Here is a 22,082-nt window from a genome sequence, read left to right on the forward strand (position 1 = left end):
TTTTCCTCCTTAATTAAGATTAGTCATACATCGCATCTTATTTTTCAACTTCATTTAATTGCTGTAATGCATTTTTAAGTTTATCTGGAATAGGTAATCCCAAATGAGAAACATTTTCTAATAAAGAGATTCCTTCATTTGCTATGTAGAAATAACAAACTAAAGTTCGAAATACAGCAGTTCCTGAATTAATCATTCTGTCTAGTAAAACTGCAATAATAAGAACAACCAAAATCATGCACTTTTTTATCAAACCTCTGAATCCGATTTGTGAATTTAAAGTTTTTTGTATATAAGCCCACATCATGCCAGTTGCATAGTCAAGAACCATAAAGGCAACAAGTACAATTAAAGCTATATCCCATCCTCCAAACAAATAAGTAAAAAATGTAGCAATGACTGCTACAATGCTATTGAAAACTTTTTCCATTTTCTTCATTTTCCTCACCTTCAATTTTTTATATATAAAAAGCACTCTATGAGTGCATGAGAACTAATCAAACATATCAACATTAAATACACAGTTGTATCTATATCTATACCCTTCTGGATTACCTACAGCTGTGACTGCTCGCAAATCCCCGTTTTCCATAATTTCCAGATACATTGCTGTTGCTGCTCCATTGATGGATGTACATATCCCATCGTTTAATCGTACTGTTTTTTTGATTAAATGTTTAAGTTGCTCTGGAAATTTTCCAATAATATAATAATCGGCACCGTGATGACTATTATCCTGTAGAGCTAATGTTATTTGCATAAGCCCTAAATATTTATTGTAATATACAGTTCCATTATATGTTACAAATTTTACGGTATCTGGATTGATCAGATTGTATTTTTCCCATTTAAAACTTTCACTTGTTGGTACAATATACATTTTTTATATTGCTATCTAAAAGAAAAGAATTGCTATTATAGTGGAATTATAACCATACCAGCCAATTGAACTGTTGTGCTTGTTGCAGAAGCAGCAACCATTTCACCACTGCTCATAACTCTTATATCAACAATATTATTGTATGTATAGTTATTATTTATCTGATAATCAAACTGTGAATCTATTTCAAATGGTAAGAACCCTACAGTCTTCCATTTGTTTAATGAATCGAAAGAAAAATTAACATATACAAACCTTATATATAATATTCCATTTATAATTCTATAATAAATTCCACTCGAAATTGTTATCCATTTCGTATCTTCGTATTTTTGCATTTTTAGCATATGTTTTGCTTAATAGCATTTGTGATAAGTTATTTCCAGCGTCCTATTAAAAACCAATTTGCATCAGCAGACTGACCAGTGTTTAAGCCAACTCGATTGTTAAAATAAAACTTGCATCCAGATAATTCCCGAGAAGCGGTCGACCATATGTTGGCAGGAGAATAAGTGTAAATGTTTGTAACTCCAATATAATGAATTATCGATGGCGACATTGGATATTTTACGGTTGCAGACCCTGAATAAGTGTTGTTTTCAGTTACGTTGATTTTTACAGATCCACACATAATTAATGTTCCATCTGGAAACTTTATATATGCTCCATAGTCGTTTCTTCCACTTTCAAAACTGCCTTCTGTCAATAGGGCTAACATAACTTATCACAGTGAATGCTACATGCATCCACCTCTTCTCTTTTTGGAGTTGCTACCCCTAAGCGATAGCGTCCTCCTTTCTTGTAATAATGGGGATTTGTACCCCCCGAGTTTTCGGAGAGTAAATTTGAATTCTTTAAACATTGCCTTTTCCTCCTATTCTGTTGGCATAACTGGCTTTCCAGCCTCCAACCATTCCTGATAATTCCCTATTAAAATACATCCATTTCTTTCACCGCAGTAGAAACCAATACTGTTTAAGAGAACTTTTGTTCCTTTAATATTTATAACATCTTCATCTTTTCCTATTTCCAAATCATCTACAGATACATTGGATACTGGTGCAGTCTGTGATACTTTCTGTACATAAAATCCCATAAGTTTCCTCCTTTCTATGCTGTTTCACAGCTTAGAATAAGTTTATATCCATCTAATGTAAAATACCCAGCTGCGGATGTTGTTATTGTATAAATAAGTCTTTTACTATTTACTTCTATACTGACACTAGCTACATTTTGCCTTGTTCCAGCACTAATAATTACAAAAGTAGGTATCACATTCATCTCTATGCAAAAATTTATCGTTCCTTTTACTGGTGTTGATCCAGCAACGTACCCAGATTGATTAATCTCTATTTCTCTAGCGACCATTTGACACTCAATCAATGCTGTTGCATAATCTTTTCGATGTTGATACGCAATCTTTCCTTCGAATAGGTCTATATATTCCAGATTAATAGCTTTTCCTTTAAACAGATCAATACAAACAGCTCTTTTCTGTCTAGAACTTTCTAATGCAGTATAAATCCTAAATTTATCGTGGACATTTTCTTGATATCCAGTTGGCGTTGGCTTAAATGTAAAACTATAATGAACTCCATCTACCATATAGGATAATGTATAATATTTTTCATAATCTAGTTCTCCATCAAGAAATTGCCATAACTGATTGTTTTCATATTCGGTGTTATAGACCATCAATATCCCATTTTCAGGTTTTGGATAAGTGGCATAAGCGACATTTGTTACATATCCTCTTATTAAAAACCAGCCATCAAAGCATTTCTTCATTTCTCCACTATATGCAGTCTGACCTCTTTGATTAACCTGAAAACCATTATTGATTAACAATTGCTTAGATGGCTGGGGAACTATATCGAGCTTTTGATATCCAGTTGGAATATCTTTTTCATCACCTTCGACATAAACAATAGAACCATGTGGCAATGTATCTCCAACTGCAACACCGTTTGTTTCTAAACTCGTTACACGTCTCACAACGCTTTCAAACTCTTCAACTGACACATTGAGGTTGATTCCTTCTCCCCATGCTCCATCAGCCTTTTTAAAATAGAATAAACCATTTTCTATCTTATAATCTCCTAGATATCCATAGGCTGCTGCAACTTGTCTAAGAGCGTTCTGTATAGCTTGTGCACTGTCATTAAAAGTATTTTTTATTTCATTCATATCTTTAGCACGAATAAGAAATTCTTCATCTGCATTTGGGACTTGATAATCTTTTTTATCTTTAAATGTAATACGTGCTATTTCAGGATTCACAATCAATCACCTTCCTTGATTATTTTTTTTATTGCAATCATATCGTTTATTTGTACATCAATATCATTCAACAATGATAAAGGAACTTTATCAAATTCAATCTTTGTAACACCATCCATTAAATCAACATAATGTTCGTTTGTTATTTCTAATTTCTTTTTGCCATCTTCAACGTTTCCTTCATCTTCGATTATTTTGTTAATTTCTATTTTTAACATACTGCTTTTGTGTAGAAAATCATCTGCAACATTGGCAATATAAAATCTTTGTTTTGCTGTCTTAGAGCAATTGTAGATATTTGTTAATGCATTAGCAATATTTATAATTTCTATATTTTTAAATTCCATACATCCTCCTCAGCCGACTAAATCGGCAATTCTTTTCATAGATACTGATTGTCCTTTGCTGTTTCGAACATAGCATTGTCCAGTTATATTACATTCATTTAAATTTGTTGTCCCCAGAACTCTTAAATTTTGTTCTATATTGATATATGAGGCTGCTAGTTCTGATATTGAACAATCACCAATATCTGCCATTGCAGATGTAAAAAACATACTATTTATAGAACGACAATTCATGCCTGAATATGTTAAAGAACCAGTAAATTCATCAGCACTTTGATCATTTGTTTTAAGACTCCAATTCATAAAACTATCTTGAGCATTAGGATGAATATCCAATTGGAATGTACATGGTTTTTGATCAATATTTAAGTTTTCTTTATAAGATAATCCTTTATCATCAATTATAAATTTCCCTATCAATCCCGAACTTGTTTTCAAGTTATTAATTGTAATTTGATTACCAATCAAATTTCCATAAGTATCTGCATATAATACTTTTACTCCATTGTTGTTTGTAATGGAAATTGCTCCATTCTTAACATCAAGACCATCCTTATTAATTGTCACTTTCATTGATGTTAATTCACCATCAGTTCCAATCTTTTCATTAACCATCGCAGTAATTTCGGTTGGTGTTAATTTGAATTCAGTACTTTGTAATCTTGTTTCTACTGACGAGACATCACCTTGAATCGTTGTTATTTGTTCTTCCAGCGAAACAGCTTGAAGAGATAAACTTCCTACTTCCTGTTTCATTTCAGTATAATCTTTTTGGATTGTTTCGACGTTATCTCTTACATAAGTTACATCAAATTCAAACCCACTTGGATATGTTCCAAACTCAACTTTTGGATTAGCTATAACTGCTTTTTGTGCATTTAAAGCAATCATTATTTTCAAGTTTGAAACTGAAACAATTTCTTTATCTTCAATCTTGAAATGCGCCCATATACGTTCTTCATGGTCAATTGTACTTGTTTGAAGAAGATATTGTAAACTGTACTGCCCCAGATACCATCTTGTGCTATACAATTTTTTTGTACTGTCTGCATAGCCTATTTCAAACTCGGCTCCAATATAATTGCCAAGTTCTCCAACTCTTCCACCAATAACACAAATATCTACAGAAATACATATATCCTTGCCTTGCATATAATCCTTATTAATTCCTAAAATCATATCATCTTTATATTCAATATCAGTAGAAGTTATATCTTTATAAAGAAATTGATTACAATTCTCAAATATATTATGATGACCCGTTTCAAATTTATAAATAGCATTTGAGACTTTTTCGACTTGACTTTCAATACCATCAAGTGAAATTTTAAAATCATTAACAAGTTCTATACTTTCTTCACTTTGTTTAACAACACTTTCAATAACTTGTTTTTGCTTATCAACTGTTAAAATTGTTTGATAAAGCTTTTTCTTTTCCTTACTCGCTTTAGAATAATCAGTAACATTTGATTCAGGTAAAGAACAACTTATCGTTTCTTTTAAACCTGTTGTGACACTTATGACATCATTCAAAATGAGACATTTGTGTTCTTGCCCTAATCGGTCTTTGATAACGATAAGATCATAAGGTTGAAGATAACAAAAACCAAAACTTTCTAATTCAAAAGGATAGAATTCAAGACCGTTGATTTGATTAAATAAATCATCAATAAACTCTTCTCTATTCTTTTGCATCATTTGATTTTGAGAAATTCTAACTTCCGTCCTGCCATTTTCAGCAACTGATAATATATCTTCCTTATAAAAAGTATCATCTTGATAATCATCTGATAATACTAATGTATTTATAGGACCAAATTGATCACATATATTTAAACTCTTTAAATTATGCTCATCCAACACATAATCAGTTGTCCTAGGATAAACAATAGATAAGTCATCTCCATTTAATAAAATACCACCACCTGCAACACCTGCAATTTCATCTAAGATATCACGATATGTTACTTCATATTCATCAATGTATTTTTCCTCGTAAATCATTTTATCAGCATTGATAAAATCATATGTTACAAGATGATAATTTAATTTCTCACATATCTTTATCAAAAATTCTTTAACTGTCATAGGATAGACTAAATTCAAATCATATTTAATATGAGATTTATACAAGTTATCATAAGCAGTAAAACGAGTAGAATGAGTTTCAATAACTTTCTCTATACTTTCATTATCAACGATAAAAGTTCCCCATGATATATATTCAAATTTCTCATCTTCTTCTAGCTTCACTCCAAAAGAAACCACAACTTCTTTATCTTTTACATTATGAAATCCCTCTAATTCAATATCAATATATTGCATAATAGACTTAAACATATCGCCTTTGAAAGTCTTTGTGCACGAAATAACATTATGACGTTCTATCATAATATCATCATATTGTATTTGAATAGAAATCATTTTTCCATATTCATCTATCTTTTGTTTAAACATATTGTCACCTCTTTTTGATAGGTGTCAATTGAAATGAAAACGGATTATAAACCATTCTTTCAACATTCTTCAAATCAATTGTAACATCATCCAGCGAATATTCACCGCTTCTCATAACTTGATTTTCTGCATCATGCCATTCAATTTTTAATTTTGCTTTATTTGCTTGAGAAAGAAAAAGTGCCATCTCATCTGCTTGAAATGAACCTACTTCTACATTCAATTTTGGAAATAATCCTATTAAAGTTCCTTTTTTTTCACCACTCATATCTTGCCCAGTATCATCTGCCCAAACTTTGTTATAACTCACTGCATATTTAATAAGGTGTGGGACTTCCCATCCTTCAATAATTAATACTTGTTTAGCCATTAAGAACAATCCTTTCTTTTCTTTGCTTTTTGATAAACCACTGGTATAATTTTTCTCCATCTATATAAAGATTAATTGTTGATTCTTCATTATTGTTTTGACGATTCAAACTGATCATATCAGCAAGTTCTTTCATCCACTGGGTATTATTTTGTAAAGGTAAAACAGCTTCTCTACCTGCTTCTCCAATCATTGCCAAAGTTGGACGATTAACAATACCACCATGTGCTAATTTCGGAATTTGAGGAACACTAATTGTTCCAATCCAACTAAAGGGTTGAAAACCAAGTATATCTACGTTTCTAATTTGTCTCAATGCATAATTAATACCATCAAAAGGAACCTTAATGACCTTATTAATACCTCCAATAATTCCATTAATAACAGTTTTAAGACCATTTAAGATACCATCTTTAATACCATCAAATATTTTTCCACCACTTGAAAAAACATTCTTAACAGCCGTCCATGCTTCAGAAAAACGTTCTTTAAACCAGCTAACAACATTACCAAATGTACTTTTAATATTTTCCCACATCCCAGTAAAAAATGTTGATACAGAAGAAAATGCTTCCTTGACCTTATTATAAGCATTTGTAAACAATTCACCAAACCATTCTGCTACTCCAGTTAGACCTTCTTTTATTCCAGTTAATATTGATAAACCTATTTCAAAAAACTTAGACGACGCCCCATTAATTCCTAAAAACTCAAAAACCGTATCAACCATCTTTCCAAACAAATCTAAAACAACAGTTCCTAAAAATTGCAGACCTGCCATTAATCCTTCAATACATAATTGGCCAACAGATGTGAGTACAGACAACCAATCAATTCCCATAATAAATTCTATAATTGCGCCAATCCCATCACTTATCATCTGAGCAACATCTAATCCAAGCTGTACCCAATCGATAGATCCAATAAATTCAATAATATAATTAATGACATTTTGAAAAGTATCTGACAAAACTTGTCCTGCTCCACTAAAATCACCATTTAATAAACACTCTATAATTCCTTGTAATCCTTCATCAAAAATGCTTGTAATATCTGCCAAGGCTTGAGAAATGATCTCAACACCTGCTAGAATTGGTGTCCAATCAATCATGGAAACAAGTTGACCAATAAAGTTTAAAAGAGTTGTTATTATACTTAAGACATTATTAAATAGATTCCAAATATTCTGGATAATAGCTTCTCCAACACTAGCAGATTCCCAAGCAGTTTGGAAACCGCTAATGAGGACATTGACAATATCGCTTATAGCTGCTAGGATTCCTAGAATCAGATTGAACGTTTGTTCTCCAGTACCATTTTTCCATATATTAAGAAAACTTTGTCCTACCACTTGAATTAAGCTGTTGATTTGATCAAATGCTTTTGTCATTGTTTCGCTCATCACCTGACCAGCACTCGCCCAAGCTCCTTGTGCAACTCCAGCATTCACAAAAGAGTTGACCAACTGATTGGCTGAATCAACACACTTTTTAATTCCATTATTTAAAATATTTTCTATAGGTGAACTCATATCTCCAATCACATTTTTAATATTATTTATAAGCCCTATTATATCCTGATTAGCCCCTAAGTAACCTAATACTGATTTTGATAATGAAACCAACACATTTTTTGTACCTATCAAAACAGCAGAAATTCCTGAAACTGTATGGGAAATACTACTGTTTATAGTTGGACCAATTGTCGTAAAAACTTTTTGAATGTTCTTTGCACATTTATCAGCCATCTTTAATAAATTTTCAAATTTAACTTTTGATTCTTTTTCTTTCACTTCTACATCTATTATCATAATTTCATTTGCCAAAGCAATCACCTCCTAAATAAAAAGTGATTCAAATTCATCTACTGCCTTCTGATCTTCAGAAGATAACTTTGTAGATAATTCCACACCTTTTTGTGCTTCCATGACTTTTCTTTTGACCTTTTGATCCTTAATATCACTTAAATCATAATTTCGTAACTCACGAATTCTAGACATCATAGACTCTTCTGTAAATCCTTGTATAAAGTGAATAAATTGATACCAATGCATATGACTCTCTTGTATATCAATATGATAATCACTCATAAAGCTTGCAACAATATATTTCCAATCCTGTTGGAAATCCATATCTCTTTTTCTTTGTTTTTGAACTTCCTGTTGTTCTCCACAACCAAGATAATGACTAGCAATACGTATAAATTCATGCATATCCTGGTCTTCTGGAATCATTCCAAAGAGTTTATAAATGATTGCATAAGTTCTTTCACTATCACCAATAGACTCATCTTCAATAATCTGTAAGCATTCTAAAGCAACATGATAATCTGTATTGAGCTGATATTGTTTGTCATGAATGAATGCATATTTTGGATATTTCATCGGAGAATGTCATCTTGATCTTGAGTATATTTTTGTTGAATTTGTTTTTTAAATAATTCTGCATTCAATTTCATTTTTTCAAAATGTGGTTCTAACTGTTCAAAAAGATCATCATACATTGTTATATAATTACGATTACCAAAAATCTTCTGACATGCATTTTCTCCTAAAAAGTTATCCATGACTTTTCTCATATCCTGAAACATCTTTACTGCTAACTTAGCTAAAGATTTTTCATTTTGGGAAAGCATTCCTTCTGTTTTTTGATCCTGTTTTTTACGAATAACTAATTCCTGTGCTTTTGCATTTTGCTGAATACGTCTAATATCCTGATAAGTTTTATCAAGTTTTAACATAAGTTCTGGATCTTCTAAATTGAAAGAAATTGTATCTCCCTGCTCATTCACTTGAATAATATATTCATTTTTATTCTTTATTCTTATTGTATTAACTGTCTCCATACTATCCCCCTTTTATATAACAAAAAGAAGGTAACTTGTACCTTCTTGATAAATTATTATTCACTCACTTCTGGCTTTGTTGCTTCCTTAAAAATGACTTTTCCATTAGTAATTGTCACTGTTCCTTTAACTGGCTCACCACAGAAACCTGCATCATAAGAAATAGTCACTGCACCACCTGCTTCGCCACCAAATTCATTGATAGAAACAATAACTTCCTGTTTTTCTGCACAATATGAACCATCTGCTTCTTTATCATAAATATATACCATTAGCATATCTGTTTTTGCATCAGTTCCTACAGCACGTGCTTGTCTTAAACTATCAACATAATCAAAAACAGGGTCACCAGCGAAAGCAATTTGTTCACTTGCCATAGAAGGAGCATAACTATCTAATGATTTATTTGCTCCATCCTCACTAATATATAATTCATCATTCACGGTTGGATTATAAGCGACTGATGCAGAAGTAATTCCTTTACCCATACGTGCATAAGTTGCTGTATCTCCATTTGGTGTTGTATTTAAAAATGTAGCAAATTGGCTTCTTTTGACTCTTACACTATCCATTTTTCATTCTCCTTTTCATATTTAAATTGTAATTGAATTTGATATTTCATTATATCTTCAACTTGTTTAAGGTCTATAAAATATCCCGTTGTTAAAAGTTCTATTGAAAGAGGAAGAATTCCATCTCTCAATATTGGAAATATCCGAAGATTGTTGTTATCTTCAATCCATGATTGAAATAACTCATAGAATCCACTTTCTTCTATACTTATCTTTAAATCCTGACTTTTACTCAAAAGAATTGAAAAAGAGAATCTTAAGATTCTCTCGGTATTACCATCAACATAATGTTGAGAAATATTTTCTTTATGATTAGGTCCTTCTTCAAGAAACCAACTCTTGATATCATTCTCATAGGTAGTTATCAATTCGTCAAGATAGGGACATCCCATAATGTATTCTTTCATACTTTTAATAATTGCTTTATATTCCATAGTCTTTATATCCTTTCAGTAGTGATTTTTTTATTTTCAACTTCTACTGATTTTATTGAGTTTTTATACTCATCATGAGTATTAAGAAAATGATTTAATATAATCTCAAAATCATCGATATTATCTGTTAGTGATAAAATTTTATATGTTATAAAATCAATATACTTTATATCAACTCCTGCTTGTTTGGTCTTTTCTTTGCCATAATATATGATCAATTCATTCTTAATTTTTTGATTATCTATATTGAGTTTATTATTTTTTTCTCTCATCACTTTGACTAATATTTTGTAATCTTCTAAATCTTTCTCTTGTTTTCTTCTGATTTGAAAGACATGTTCAACCTCAGCATTGCTTTTATAATGTCTATGAAATTCTTTCTTAAAGTGCATAAGTTGTTCTTGAGACATGTGACATCCATGTCTTTTTAAAATATCTACAATATCCATTGATATCCTCCAGATTTTTAAATTATTTTCTTATAACAATTATACTTTTGTTAAAGTTATAATGAGTTTATTGTCTTCATAAGGACAAAATCATTTCTTTTAATTCTTGAATCTCTTTTTTAAGAGAATCTATTTCAGTTTGTTGTTTTTGAATCATATGAGTATTTAAAGCTATAAACTCTTCATATCTTAAAGAATAAATTTCTTTTATACCCTTATTTAATAAGATTCTTTCATCAGAATCTTCATCATAGATTTGACAATTCGATATTTTATCTATACATAAACCTGAAAACTTTTCATTATTTAATGAAGATTCTTTTAATGCTTTTTCAACATCTTGAGAAATAAATCCTAAATGCGTTCGTTTATGATGAGTTATATCATAAACAAAAGAAACCGGTTTTAGTTTTGAAAAAAACAATTCATAATCATTTAATGGGGTTATATTCTTTTTTAAATTTCTATCAGAAGTTATTGTCGCACCACTAGAACTTCCTAATTTACAAAAAGATCCTCGAATAATTGTACCATTATTATAATAGCCAACATATACATTATTATCATCACCACGAACGAGCATACCAACACTTGCTCCACTTGTTGTACGTCCACTAATAAAATTGACATTACCTAAAATCAGATTCGCATTGCACAATACGTCCGTTTTTGGCGAAAGAATAATATTCCCTGTTTCTGATAAAATATAGAATGAAGACGCAGTATGTTGTAAGTAACCACGTCTACTTCCCCCATATGCACTATAAAACCCCAACCAGTCTCCTCCACTTGCATATTGTGCTCCTAACCAAGTCGCATAAGCATGATTATGATTAGTTGGAGTATAACTCGTTGGCTTTCCAGACATATTATTCCATGTTAATAGATTTGTATCAGCACTTTTTTTCCATGGATACCAACTTCCATTATACTGACTACGATACCAAAATCCACTATTGCAATATGTATGATATGTTTGATAAATATAACCTCTTTTTATAACCGTTAATAAACCTGCCTCTGCTATTGGATAATTTAATGTGGTTGATGCGTTTGCATTTAAAGCTTGATGATAATATCCCTCCATTGTTAAACTATTGAGATTGACATTGTTTCCTAAATCATATTGATAACAAAGACTTTCACTTTTCTTAGGAACTTCTATTTCCGTATTTCCATATTTAAATTTATATGACATATTAATCTCCCCACTTTTTATATAAGTAGTGTCCTCAAGTACACTTTAAATAAATTTAATCCTTCATTTCATCAATTCTATCATTTTATTAACTTTTAATTTCAATTCATCAATTTCTTTTTGTTGTTCTTGAATTGTCGCAACCATAGGCGCAATAAATTCAATATAATTAAGATACCAATTCAATTTATCATCATCAGTACCATCTTCAAAATATTTTTCTTTAATACTTACATCTTCATTTTCACCACTTAAATCTTCTTTATCGACAATAACTGATGCACTCACAATTGACATGTCATTTATATCCAAATTTTGCAATGTTTTTGAAACATCTTGTGCAATAAATCCCATATGCTTTCGCTTTCCATGGCTTTCCCCATTTTTGAGTATATAAGTACATGGTTGAAGTGATAATATAAACTCCTTAGCTTTATGCAATTCTTGGATATTCTCCTTAGCTTTTCGGTCCGACATATTATTGTAAGACGCTGCATAAACAGCCCCACCAGCTGTTGTAGATTGTGTACCATTACAAAATTTCCAACCAGTTACCTTATTCCAACCTGTACGATAACCAAAATAAATATTAGCTGTTCCTGAATTAATATTAAATTCATTTGTATTTTGAGTATCCCACCAAGGTGAACTTATAGAACTCCCTGATGATATCCTATCACTACAATAAAATTGCTTATTATTGTAAACACGTACATAAGTTGAATCAGTCATATGAATTCCACCACCATACGTTTGTGAATACCATCCAGTTGTACCTGTGGAACGATACCAATTAGAAGCATAATAAGTATTAGCTGTGATTGATTGGTTTACAACAACATCATTATTTGGTAAAACCGTCTGATTGTTCGGATTCATATAAAGGATTTCTCTAGGATTGCCTCCAGTATCTAATACTCTTAACCCCTGATTGTTATTAGCTACAAAATAATAAGAATTAACTGTACTTGAAAACCACGCTTGAGAAAACTTCCAACTTGAGGTTCCAATATTACTACCACTTGTTGTCGTATTTGGAAGCAAACCATATTGAGGCGTTCTCAAATAGCCACCAGTGGCATTATCGATTCCTAAATATCCACCTTTTGAAGTCATATGAGCAATTGTATCTTTATCTGAACTTACACCTTTTTTCCAATCATACCAGATTCCATTATATTGACTACGATACCAAAATCCACTATTGCAGTATGTTTGATATGTTTGATAAATATAGCCTCTTTTGATAACTGTTAATAATCCTGCTTCTGCTGTAGGATAATTTAAACTTGTATTTGTGTTTGCATTAGATAACTGATGATAATAACCTTCTGCAGTTATATTATTAAGATTAACATTACCTCCTAGATCATATTGATAACAAAGACTCTCACTTTTCTTAGGAATTTCTATTTCTTGATTTCCATATTTAAATTTATATGACACTATAACCCCACCTTTCAATGATTATAAAATTATTTTTCGAATTCATAGACCATATGTTTTAGTTCTTCTATTTCTTTCTTTTGATTCTCTAACTCTTGAATTAATTCTTGTGTTGCTAACCAGTTAAGGGAAGATATTGAATAAATATCAACACCTTCACCATTTCCAGCTATAATTTCCTTTAGTGTTTCTCTTTCAATAATAAATCCATAATGTTTTTGATCAATATCATTGTCTAATTCATCTTTAAGATTATACTCATATATCTTTGAATTCTTTACAATGTTCCATGCATTTTTATATTCAACGATATTAGATTTATATAGCTCTTTTGACCGATTAATTAAACTAGGAACAGATACTGCTTGAGCAAACCAGAATGTAGATAAGGATGTTCGAAAGTTAAAACAGCCATCCGCTGCTGTTGAATATAAACGCAACTCTCCAGTGGAAGTCTCCATATAAATATTATTATCTGCTTCATTTGTTATATAAAGAGATGGCTTTCCATTATGCCAAATCCATCCTTTACGTGTTCCTCCATATTTATTGTAAAAACCTAGCCATTCTGTTCCACTTGCATACTGAGCACCTAACCAAGTTGCATAATTATGACTATGATTTGATGGATTATAGGGGCTAGGTTTTCAGTTAAACTATTAAAACTATGACTATGGCTGGAAGGAGTGAATGAACTTGGTTTATTTGTTATAGCATTCCATGAGTGAATATGATTATTTAATTCTTGTGTTGTTGGGACGAAAATATCGTTTCCTCTGTATCTAAATTTATAAACCATATTTTTAATATCTAAGCTACTCTTATCCACATATAAACAACCACATATGGTTGCAAATTCTGAGAATCTCCATTCCCACTATTACTTATTGATATACTATGATTATGTACACCATTAGCACTTATAGATAATGTGTGACTATGTGCTCCAGCACGATTTGTATAACTATTTAATCCATGTTCATTATCTGTTCCAATAGGTCCACCTGTGGTTTTGTAAAACGAGTTTTTATTACTATTATCTTTCCAGCGAAAATGCACTTTACTCTCTTCATGATTATGTTCTCCATTGCTAACTGCATTACCACTGTGAGTATGAGAACCTGCATTTCCGATAGTTGCACTATGGGTATGTCCCTGAAGATACTTATTTCCACCCATTTTTTGTATAGTATCAAATTCTGATTGTGATTTGTCAATACACACCACTGTCCTTCCGGGAGCAAATAACTCCCAAGTGCCACCATACCATTGTGCAGGATTTTGATTATTAACTGTGATAATCACATCCCCTACTCTATAAAATAATTTTCCATTTGTTGTTTGAAATGACATATTACATTTTACCTAAGCTATTCTTACCCATATATAAACAGCCATGAATGGTTGTAAATTTTGAGAATCTCCACTACCAGTATTATAAACCTCTATACTGTGTGTATGATTTCCAACACTAGTAACATGATTAACATCTGCTCTAAATCCGTAGTCATTTCCCCTTGCTGTTGGTAATTGTGTTCCAGCCCCAAGATCAGTTAAAAATGGATATCCGCCATTTGATTTATGATTGTGAGCTCCTGCTCCAGCACAAATAACAGAGTGTTTGTGACGTTGTATATATTTACTTCCACCAGTTTTTTTCACTGTATTAAAATCACTATCATTAGTATCTACACAAACCAATGTTCTACCAGGACATAATAATTGCCAAGTTCCACCAAAGAATGCTGATGGATTATCTGAATTTGTTGAAATCATTACATCTCCAACTCTATATAATAATTGTCCATTAGGACTTTTCCAAGTCATTAACCTGACCACCTTTCCTTACCCATTTATTTTAAACGAGATAATTGCTTAGATATAAACCTCCTTTCTTTTTTATTCTTCTATAAATATTAAAATATTATCTAAATCTATAGGTGTCTCACCAACATAGAGTTTAGAACCATGTGGAACTTCAATAATACTATCTTTATGTTCAAGTACTTTTTGAATCCCAATGCGACCAGTCTTGACATCAAAATCAAAACTTTTAAATGCTGTAGAAATATGTAATATTTCATAAGCAGAGTTATACCCAAAAACATCACCTACATAAACTCTAAAATCATAACTTTTGGCTTCGTTTAAACCTGTTATTGTTTTAGATAAATCAAAACTTAAAGATTCTGCTGATGCTTCTATTTGTGTATATGATGATGCATCAACTGATTTGTATTCAATCAAGTATCGAGAAAAATTCTTTTCAATACCATTAACAATTAAACTTGTTGATAAAAGATTAGCAGTGACAAGAGCACTTGTATCTGTGTTTCTTTCTACTCCAACACCATTAATTTTTGGATGAATATAAGGTAAAACATTGACTGATATAGATTTGGTTGCTGTTCTGCCTCTTGAATCTGTAATTGTTGCAGTAATTGTCTGGTTGCCACTTGTTGTCATAATACCTGTTGTACCACTAACAGCATTGATTGTTTGTCCAGCAACACTAATTTTATAGGTTGTAATAACTGACCCATAGGAACCAGTTGCTCCTATAATGGCTAATGATAAACGACTTTTATTTTGAACATATGCACCAATAAGATTATGAACATCGCTCATATATTCTGAACATGTAACTTGACTCAAAGTTGGTACAACTGAACTAGGAACATTCATTGTATAATAGTAATATTGATCACTTCCAATTTGCGTATTTCCATAATAAGTTCTTAAAATAATTGTCATACTTCCACTGGCTGCTTTAGGAATTTCATTGCACAAACTCATTGGTGGAGTAAAACTGCTACTTGTAGAAATACCATTCCCAATACCTTGCCATGTCTTGCTACCAAATGAGTACCAAAGAGAATGGGTAAACAATCCACTACTCCTTGATATGTTCATAGAAAAAAGACTACCTATTGTACTTCCACTGGTTGAACTCAATTTTGATGGACTATAACAATAAACTGTAAATGTTGTTGACTTTGTTCCAATATGTGTTCCTCCATTATATGTATAACAAGTCACTGTACATACCTGATTCGCATTAGGACTGTTATGAATCAAGGCAGCTGGAATTGTCCAAGCATATGAAGTAGCCACTCCTGTTGCAATTGTTCCACTACTTCCTCCACAACTATATGTCAGTGTATGTGTAAAACTTGAACTCGCACGTGTTATATTTACTGTAATACTCCCATTTGGATAAGCAGTACTTGCACTCATTGAAACAGATGATGCACGCGGAATTGTTGTCAATGACATGGAACCACTACCACTAATTGTTCCAATATAAGTACTTCCCCATGTAATCTCTAAACCACAACTTCCACTAAAAGAAAGAGATTTTGTTCCATCTTGATTATGGGAAATAGTTTGGGTTCCACTTAATAAGGTTTTATTCCCGCTACCACCAATGGTACCACTCCCACTATGAACAGTTCCATTAATTGTACATGACCACTTCTTTGTTGCACTAGAAGAAATAGCGCTTGGTCGATGTAAAACAAGTGAATAAGAAACTGTTGATGAGTTATTAGCAATATTTTGAGATGATTGTGTGACTGATAATGTACAATATGGACGAGATCCACTTGTACTTCCAATTGTAATACTAGCCATAATTACTGACCTCCCCATGTTATATCAAAACCATTCGCTTTTGTTGTGAATATCGCATCACCTAACTGAAAAACAGATAAAGCTTTGATACGTTCAATTGTTAAAAGATTCTGTTCTAATTTCATAACCTCTTCATCATTAAAAAGTATAGCAAAATAACTTGGTGCCATTAATGTTTTGACATTGGCTTCTAATTCACCAACCTCAATACCTTTGGCAGTTTTCCTAATATAAGTTGTAATAGTTTGAAGATCACTACCATTTTCATTAATAATTTCTTTTAATGTTTGATATTGTTCTTCAATAGATTCAGATGTCTGAATAACTGTTGTTAATTTCTTATTGATTTCCTCAATATTTCCATTATATTTTGTTTCCATATCTTCAACTTTACTTGTAATCGTTCCATTAACAGCATCTAAATCTTGAACAATCGAATGATATTGTTCACTTAACTGATTCATTTCACTCACAATGTGATTGACTTGTGTTGCTATATCACTTTCTTTTGTTAAAGCAATAGTATCATTAGCATCTTCAACATCACATTTTAATTTAAAAACAACTATATTTGTATAATCAAAACATACACAGTCATTAGAAATCATCAGTTCATTGGTTTCATTATGGAAAGTTATACCTTCAACATTTGTCTTTAAAATATGTGTATCATCTTCTAAAGTTAAAATAGGTTCAATATTGATATAACTTAAACCTAAATCTGTAGAATAACTCCAAATATCAAAATGGCAATTCAATGTATGTGGAATTAAAGTAATATTACCAGGACTATAATTATCTTGATCTTCAACAAACGAAGTTGCTGACGCCTCAATAGAACAAATTTCGCCATTGACTTTTGTGTCCTTTAAAACACTATAATTCATAGTTAAACTTGCAGTTGCATGCAATTCAACTTGATCAACTGTTAATACGGATGCATAAGCTTTGTATTCAACACTTTCTTCAAGATTTTGAGATATTGTTAAGAGTGACCCTTCAGCAATTTCATGTTCAAGTAAATCAACATATTCTTGATCAGTACGTCCTTTTCTTTTCCATGTAATTATTGCTTCACTCATGACATCTTGCAATGTATCTTTAACAATTGCAGTCAGTTTTAATGGCTGAACTGTATAATCTGGATAATAGTGATGAGGTTGTTCATCAAAAGTCTGCTGATTGACAAAGTTACTAGTGATAGAAACTGATATATTGTTTTTAATGGTATTCACTTCTTTTTTCAATTCTTTCATGGCTTCAATCGTTAGACCATTTTCTCTATCATAACTAAAGACAGGATGTGTAATTTGGCCATCTGAATCTCTTTCACCAATTAAAATCGTACCTGTTTCTAAATTCAGTTCAAATTCATCACCATTTAATTGACCTGTATTAATTGCATTTGCACTAAAATTTCCATCTAAATCAAAAGCAAAGTTTTCAAAAGTCTTTCCACCATCTTGACTATAACCAAAACCACCCATAGACATTTTCCATAGATGCGTATCATCTCTTAAAGTCGGTGTATTCATAATTGTCCATCCATTTGGATAACCATTATCATCTACATCAATAACATAATATCCACCATCATGTCCTAAAATCTTTTCAGTTGTTTGTTTATAAGATTCAATCAAAGTATTATAAAATTTCTTTAATTTGATTTCCGTAGGACTTTTAGACATGACGACTTCTTTCTCATTTTGACCATTGCTTTCTATAGTACTGCTCATACCACCATCAAAAGAAAGCGTATGCTCCATAATCAGAATTTGTGACATATCCTTGGTACTTTCCTGAACATGAAGAATATCACAGACTTCAAGGCTAGGATCTCCACGCCATTTTAATGTGGCTGGTGTATATGTAAAACCATTGATTTTTTCAAACAGAGATTCTAATCTTTCCTGAGTCATATATGGATTAGCAAATGTAATTCCATAGCCACTTCCAACACTCATCACATTCTCTTCATCACCACTTGTCAATGAAGAAATAGTCAAAGCTGAGTTTGTCTTTTTAAATCCCAATTGATATTGTGATTCTAATGGAATAACATATTGTCCACTTTCATACCAATAAAATTCTAGCTCAGAAAAACGATTCATTCTTGCATTCATTCCCATTAAAGAAGCCATATATCCAAGCATTTCTTTACATGTAACATCCATTGGATTCTCTATCATAATTTCTTCGAAAACCTGTTGTTTAAGAGTTAAACCACATTGATTTGTTATATCTAAAACAACAGTTTCAAGCATTGCTGGATACTCAATACGTGGCTTATATTCATCATTTAATAAAGAAATACCATCATATCCTTCAAGACTCACTTCATATTCATTATTTCTTGTTATTTCACTTATAAAAAAAGAACCCATCGGAACCCATTCAATATCAGAAGCGAGTTGAATCCCAATAAAAGCTTCAAGACTTCCTCCTTCAAAAGGAATATTTCCAGGATCAAACATATCAATTTTAATACTATTTGAACATATTCCTCCAATTGTTAATGTATCCAATCCATTACTCACTTCATGAATCGTAACATTCTTTAAATAATGGCCGTCAATTTCTTGACGACCATTAAATATTACCTTCATTTTCATCTCTCGATGATCACTTAAAATCTTATCTTTATATGCTTGTGTTGTTGTAATCATAAACTCACCTACTTCTCAATAAAATCAATAGACATGCCTTGCCATATCCACTGATTCATTGTTTTATCAAACATATACACTGGAACACTTCTATCGCTGACATAGACAGTCATCGTATGACGTCTACCAAGTTTAGGATCTGGATATTCCAATGCAAAAAACATTGGAGAAATCGCTTCTAATAATGAAGACATTTCTGTATCTCTCATTGGTGGAAATGAAACAGAAACCTTTCTTTTTATAGTAATACGATCTCTAAACATATCACCCAATTGATTACGACCTGTTCCTTCACTTGAATCCAAGTCTGACTCTTCCCACTGCAATGCAACAGGATTTTGAATAGCTTGACCATTAATTTTTAAAATATCCATAATTACCCTCCTAAATCATTAATGGTGTTGTTCCAGTACGTTTAACAACACCATTATGATATTTAATCACTTGTTTTCCGACAACTTCTCCATCCATGACAAATGTCGCATGAATGTTCATATTTCCATTACCACCATTACCTTGCATTGCACTTCTGACAGCATTATAAACCCCACTACTAATTCCGGTAACAATCTGATCATTATTTGCAACAGCAGTTTTACCATTAATCCGACCAACTAACTCTGGTCCTGCTTCTCTAGCTACGAATAATTGCCCTGTTTCTGGGAAACCACCTGTTGCATATGTACTAATAGAAATTGTTTCTCCTGATGATAATTTAAAACCTTTTGTACTTGATCTGAAACCTACTGATACTGTCGTTCCTTTCAAATTATTCACTTTTTGTTGGATATTATCTAGATTTTTCATTGCCGCTTCATTGTTAATATCTATTTTTGGCGTTTTTCCCTTGTCATCTAATTCTGAGGAGATTGAACTCAAATATTTTTGACCTTCTGCTGAACCTTTTTCTTGGGCTAATTTCAGACTACTAGCATATTGTTGCGCTTTTTTGCTATTAACATCAATATTGTATTTTGTGAGATAAGCTGATAATGATGAATATTGTCTAAGCATAATAGCACCTTCACTCTCATTATTGCTAACCATTAAGTTATATTGTTTACTCAGTTCTGTTCTTTCTTTTTCTGTCATTTTTTCATAAGCAGCACCCATGCTATTAACCATTTCACCATATGTCTGCGCCGAATTCACAGCTTTTTCTGCCATCATCTTAATAACAACATCTCTTGATTCTTGAGCGTTTGATTTTTCTTTGTCAGTCATCTGTTTAAATTTATCACCATGACCAGCTATAACTTCATTATAATCATTTAACTTTTGTGATAAAGTTCCCCAAGTCGCTGTTACTTCATTTCCTTTTCCTAATTGCTCATCATATTTTCCTGTGAGGGTAACATATGCTCCTACAAGTTTATCAATGCCTATCTTAGATTCTTTTGATAATGACATATATTGTATTTCCAAAGCTGATTGTTTATCCAGAGCAAATTGGTTTTCTACCATTGCAGAACTTGAATTTCTATATGCTTCAGAACATTCATCCATAGTTGTTTTCAAATCACTATTCCATATAGATGCTTGTGCATACGCATCACTATAGCTCATTCCTTTGTCAATATACTCTTGAACTTTTTCATTAAATAATTGTTGAACCTCTGCTAAATTTTGCTGAGATTCTGTCATATTTGACATAATTGCCCCATTGTTTAACAAAGCTTCTCCATATGCTTCTTCATTCGCTGTAATCATCGCTCTTAGCTGCATAGCTTCAACATTTCTTAATAATTCTTCCGTATTTCCTATCCAAGCTAATTTCCCATTTTCGATTTGTACAACAGTTTCCCCACAATAAGAATTTAATTCATCTACTTTTCCCTGTGCATTCGCAATTTCTTCAACATTTCCTTTTCCTAAATCAATCAACTCACTAACATATGACTTGATAACTTCATATTTTCCAAGTTGTGAATTCATTGAATCATTACTACTCTCATTTAATTGTTTTTGTGCATCTCTAAGACTTATTGATTCTTCACTTAATTCTTTACTTTTTTCAGTCAATTTCTGTAAATTTTCATCTTGTTTACCAAAAGCATCATTCAATGCCATAGTCGCTCCAGTTAAAAGTCCCAATCCTCCAATAAGAGCCACCATAGGATTAGACGCTAAAAATGTAAGCGCAGATGAGAATAGTCCAGTAGCAGATGTGGCTATAGATGCCCCCATTTCTGTTTCCTTAAAAAATTTAGAAATATAATCTTTTGTTTCACCAATTCTTTCTCCGAATTTTTCAACTCCTTTTAAACCATTCTCTAACTTAGCAATATTATTTATTGCACCCATAACATTATCAAAAGCTTTAAAAAACGTAAATATATTATTAGAGTCTAATTGTGATGTTGTATTCGATAAAGTTTTAAATGATTCATTTAATCCAATTAATTCTTCACTAAGTCTAGTAATTGATCGTACTGACAAGTCTAAATTCTTTAATGTTTCTGAAATTCTATCTAAAGTTAATACTATTTCATTTTCCATATAAACA

23 protein-coding genes are annotated in these 22,082 nt (G+C 31.6%); all 23 read right to left on the reverse strand.

Annotation, left to right across the window (positions count from 1 at the left end; all coding sequences use genetic code 11):
- Positions 1-37 precede the first annotated feature (37 nt).
- Positions 38-439, reverse strand: a complete 402-nt coding sequence (locus GQF29_RS02060) for a phage holin family protein (protein ID WP_008788453.1) — start codon at positions 437-439, stop codon at positions 38-40.
- Positions 440-493: 54 nt separating this feature from the next.
- Positions 494-880 carry a hypothetical protein gene (locus GQF29_RS02065; protein WP_008788452.1) on the reverse strand — a complete coding sequence of 129 codons (387 nt, stop codon included), beginning with the start codon at positions 878-880 and terminating at the stop codon, positions 494-496.
- A 35-nt stretch (positions 881-915) separates the two neighbouring features.
- Positions 916-1,227, reverse strand: coding sequence for a hypothetical protein (locus GQF29_RS02070; protein ID WP_017144177.1), 312 nt, complete (start codon positions 1,225-1,227; stop codon positions 916-918).
- A 527-nt stretch (positions 1,228-1,754) separates the two neighbouring features.
- Positions 1,755-1,976 carry a hypothetical protein gene (locus GQF29_RS02080; RefSeq protein ID WP_008788449.1) on the reverse strand — a complete coding sequence of 74 codons (222 nt, stop codon included), beginning with the start codon at positions 1,974-1,976 and terminating at the stop codon, positions 1,755-1,757.
- Positions 1,977-1,990: 14 nt separating this feature from the next.
- The gene (locus tag GQF29_RS02085; RefSeq protein WP_336603410.1) at positions 1,991-3,160 is read right to left on the reverse strand and encodes a hypothetical protein; all 1,170 of its coding nucleotides are present in this window, start codon (positions 3,158-3,160) and stop codon (positions 1,991-1,993) included.
- Between the two features lie 2 nt (positions 3,161-3,162).
- Positions 3,163-3,507, reverse strand: coding sequence for a hypothetical protein (locus tag GQF29_RS02090; protein ID WP_054689728.1), 345 nt, complete (start codon positions 3,505-3,507; stop codon positions 3,163-3,165).
- A gap of 9 nt (positions 3,508-3,516) precedes the next feature.
- Positions 3,517-5,964 (reverse strand): hypothetical protein, encoded by a 2,448-nt coding sequence (locus GQF29_RS02095; RefSeq protein ID WP_160340718.1) that lies wholly within the window; start codon positions 5,962-5,964, stop codon positions 3,517-3,519.
- Between the two features lie 4 nt (positions 5,965-5,968).
- Positions 5,969-6,334 (reverse strand): hypothetical protein, encoded by a 366-nt coding sequence (locus GQF29_RS02100; RefSeq protein WP_008788445.1) that lies wholly within the window; start codon positions 6,332-6,334, stop codon positions 5,969-5,971.
- On the reverse strand, positions 6,327-8,159 hold the full coding sequence (locus GQF29_RS02105) for a phage tail family protein (protein WP_008788444.1): 1,833 nt from the start codon (positions 8,157-8,159) through the stop codon (positions 6,327-6,329). Before GQF29_RS02105 ends, GQF29_RS02100 begins: the two co-directional genes overlap by 8 nt.
- A 12-nt stretch (positions 8,160-8,171) precedes the next feature.
- On the reverse strand, positions 8,172-8,717 hold the full coding sequence (locus GQF29_RS02110) for a Gp15 family bacteriophage protein (protein WP_054689736.1): 546 nt from the start codon (positions 8,715-8,717) through the stop codon (positions 8,172-8,174).
- Complete coding sequence (locus GQF29_RS02115; RefSeq protein WP_054689739.1) at positions 8,714-9,178, reverse strand: hypothetical protein; 465 nt, start codon at positions 9,176-9,178, stop codon at positions 8,714-8,716. The genes GQF29_RS02110 and GQF29_RS02115 overlap by 4 nt, the downstream gene beginning before the upstream one ends.
- A 56-nt stretch (positions 9,179-9,234) precedes the next feature.
- On the reverse strand, positions 9,235-9,750 hold the full coding sequence (locus tag GQF29_RS02120) for a phage tail tube protein (RefSeq protein WP_008788441.1): 516 nt from the start codon (positions 9,748-9,750) through the stop codon (positions 9,235-9,237).
- Complete coding sequence (locus GQF29_RS02125) at positions 9,738-10,184, reverse strand: hypothetical protein (protein ID WP_008788440.1); 447 nt, start codon at positions 10,182-10,184, stop codon at positions 9,738-9,740. Before GQF29_RS02125 ends, GQF29_RS02120 begins: the two co-directional genes overlap by 13 nt.
- A 5-nt stretch (positions 10,185-10,189) precedes the next feature.
- Entirely contained in the window at positions 10,190-10,633 is a 444-nt protein-coding gene (locus GQF29_RS02130) for a hypothetical protein (RefSeq protein ID WP_008788439.1), read from the reverse strand.
- A 76-nt stretch (positions 10,634-10,709) separates the two neighbouring features.
- Positions 10,710-11,831: a pyocin knob domain-containing S74 family peptidase gene (locus GQF29_RS02135; RefSeq protein WP_160340719.1), complete on the reverse strand. Its 1,122-nt coding sequence runs from the start codon at positions 11,829-11,831 to the stop codon at positions 10,710-10,712.
- A 63-nt stretch (positions 11,832-11,894) separates the two neighbouring features.
- Entirely contained in the window at positions 11,895-13,277 is a 1,383-nt protein-coding gene (locus GQF29_RS18940) for a tail fiber domain-containing protein (RefSeq protein WP_160340720.1), read from the reverse strand.
- 29 nt (positions 13,278-13,306) lie between these two features.
- Complete coding sequence (locus GQF29_RS02145) at positions 13,307-13,738, reverse strand: tail fiber domain-containing protein (RefSeq protein WP_236916369.1); 432 nt, start codon at positions 13,736-13,738, stop codon at positions 13,307-13,309.
- 349 nt (positions 13,739-14,087) lie between these two features.
- Positions 14,088-14,630 carry a phage baseplate protein gene (locus GQF29_RS02150; RefSeq protein ID WP_160340722.1) on the reverse strand — a complete coding sequence of 181 codons (543 nt, stop codon included), beginning with the start codon at positions 14,628-14,630 and terminating at the stop codon, positions 14,088-14,090.
- A 12-nt stretch (positions 14,631-14,642) separates the two neighbouring features.
- Positions 14,643-15,104 carry a phage baseplate protein gene (locus GQF29_RS02155; RefSeq protein ID WP_160340723.1) on the reverse strand — a complete coding sequence of 154 codons (462 nt, stop codon included), beginning with the start codon at positions 15,102-15,104 and terminating at the stop codon, positions 14,643-14,645.
- A gap of 72 nt (positions 15,105-15,176) precedes the next feature.
- Positions 15,177-16,910: a DUF859 family phage minor structural protein gene (locus GQF29_RS02160; protein ID WP_236916370.1), complete on the reverse strand. Its 1,734-nt coding sequence runs from the start codon at positions 16,908-16,910 to the stop codon at positions 15,177-15,179.
- A 2-nt stretch (positions 16,911-16,912) separates the two neighbouring features.
- Complete coding sequence (locus tag GQF29_RS02165) at positions 16,913-19,576, reverse strand: hypothetical protein (RefSeq protein ID WP_160340725.1); 2,664 nt, start codon at positions 19,574-19,576, stop codon at positions 16,913-16,915.
- Positions 19,577-19,584: 8 nt separating this feature from the next.
- On the reverse strand, positions 19,585-19,950 hold the full coding sequence (locus tag GQF29_RS02170) for a DUF6711 family protein (protein ID WP_054689759.1): 366 nt from the start codon (positions 19,948-19,950) through the stop codon (positions 19,585-19,587).
- Positions 19,951-19,960: 10 nt separating this feature from the next.
- Positions 19,961-22,075, reverse strand: a complete 2,115-nt coding sequence (locus tag GQF29_RS02175; RefSeq protein WP_160340726.1) for a hypothetical protein — start codon at positions 22,073-22,075, stop codon at positions 19,961-19,963.
- Between the last annotated feature and the right edge of the window lie 7 nt (positions 22,076-22,082).

Source organism: Coprobacillus cateniformis (genome assembly GCF_009767585.1).
Taxonomy (GTDB): domain Bacteria; phylum Bacillota_I; class Bacilli_A; order Erysipelotrichales; family Coprobacillaceae; genus Coprobacillus; species Coprobacillus cateniformis.

Bases quoted from the DNA above. Each gene is read 5' to 3' on its own strand.
- GQF29_RS02060 (WP_008788453.1), bottom strand. From the start codon at position 439: ATGAAGAAAATGGAAAAAGTTTTCAATAGCATTGTAGCAGTCATTGCT.
- GQF29_RS02065 (WP_008788452.1), bottom strand. From the start codon at position 880: ATGTATATTGTACCAACAAGTGAAAGTTTTAAATGGGAAAAATACAAT.
- GQF29_RS02070 (WP_017144177.1), bottom strand. From the start codon at position 1,227: ATGCTAAAAATGCAAAAATACGAAGATACGAAATGGATAACAATTTCG.
- GQF29_RS02080 (WP_008788449.1), bottom strand. From the start codon at position 1,976: ATGGGATTTTATGTACAGAAAGTATCACAGACTGCACCAGTATCCAAT.
- GQF29_RS02090 (WP_054689728.1), bottom strand. From the start codon at position 3,507: ATGGAATTTAAAAATATAGAAATTATAAATATTGCTAATGCATTAACA.
- GQF29_RS02095 (WP_160340718.1), bottom strand. From the start codon at position 5,964: ATGTTTAAACAAAAGATAGATGAATATGGAAAAATGATTTCTATTCAA.
- GQF29_RS02100 (WP_008788445.1), bottom strand. From the start codon at position 6,334: ATGGCTAAACAAGTATTAATTATTGAAGGATGGGAAGTCCCACACCTT.
- GQF29_RS02110 (WP_054689736.1), bottom strand. From the start codon at position 8,717: ATGAAATATCCAAAATATGCATTCATTCATGACAAACAATATCAGCTC.
- GQF29_RS02115 (WP_054689739.1), bottom strand. From the start codon at position 9,178: ATGGAGACAGTTAATACAATAAGAATAAAGAATAAAAATGAATATATT.
- GQF29_RS02120 (WP_008788441.1), bottom strand. From the start codon at position 9,750: ATGGATAGTGTAAGAGTCAAAAGAAGCCAATTTGCTACATTTTTAAAT.
- GQF29_RS02125 (WP_008788440.1), bottom strand. From the start codon at position 10,184: ATGGAATATAAAGCAATTATTAAAAGTATGAAAGAATACATTATGGGA.
- GQF29_RS02130 (WP_008788439.1), bottom strand. From the start codon at position 10,633: ATGGATATTGTAGATATTTTAAAAAGACATGGATGTCACATGTCTCAA.
- GQF29_RS02135 (WP_160340719.1), bottom strand. From the start codon at position 11,831: ATGTCATATAAATTTAAATATGGAAATACGGAAATAGAAGTTCCTAAG.
- GQF29_RS02145 (WP_236916369.1), bottom strand. From the start codon at position 13,738: ATGGAGACTTCCACTGGAGAGTTGCGTTTATATTCAACAGCAGCGGAT.
- GQF29_RS02150 (WP_160340722.1), bottom strand. From the start codon at position 14,630: ATGTCATTTCAAACAACAAATGGAAAATTATTTTATAGAGTAGGGGAT.
- GQF29_RS02155 (WP_160340723.1), bottom strand. From the start codon at position 15,104: ATGACTTGGAAAAGTCCTAATGGACAATTATTATATAGAGTTGGAGAT.
- GQF29_RS02160 (WP_236916370.1), bottom strand. From the start codon at position 16,910: ATGGCTAGTATTACAATTGGAAGTACAAGTGGATCTCGTCCATATTGT.
- GQF29_RS02165 (WP_160340725.1), bottom strand. From the start codon at position 19,576: ATGATTACAACAACACAAGCATATAAAGATAAGATTTTAAGTGATCAT.
- GQF29_RS02170 (WP_054689759.1), bottom strand. From the start codon at position 19,950: ATGGATATTTTAAAAATTAATGGTCAAGCTATTCAAAATCCTGTTGCA.
- GQF29_RS02175 (WP_160340726.1), bottom strand. From the start codon at position 22,075: ATGGAAAATGAAATAGTATTAACTTTAGATAGAATTTCAGAAACATTA.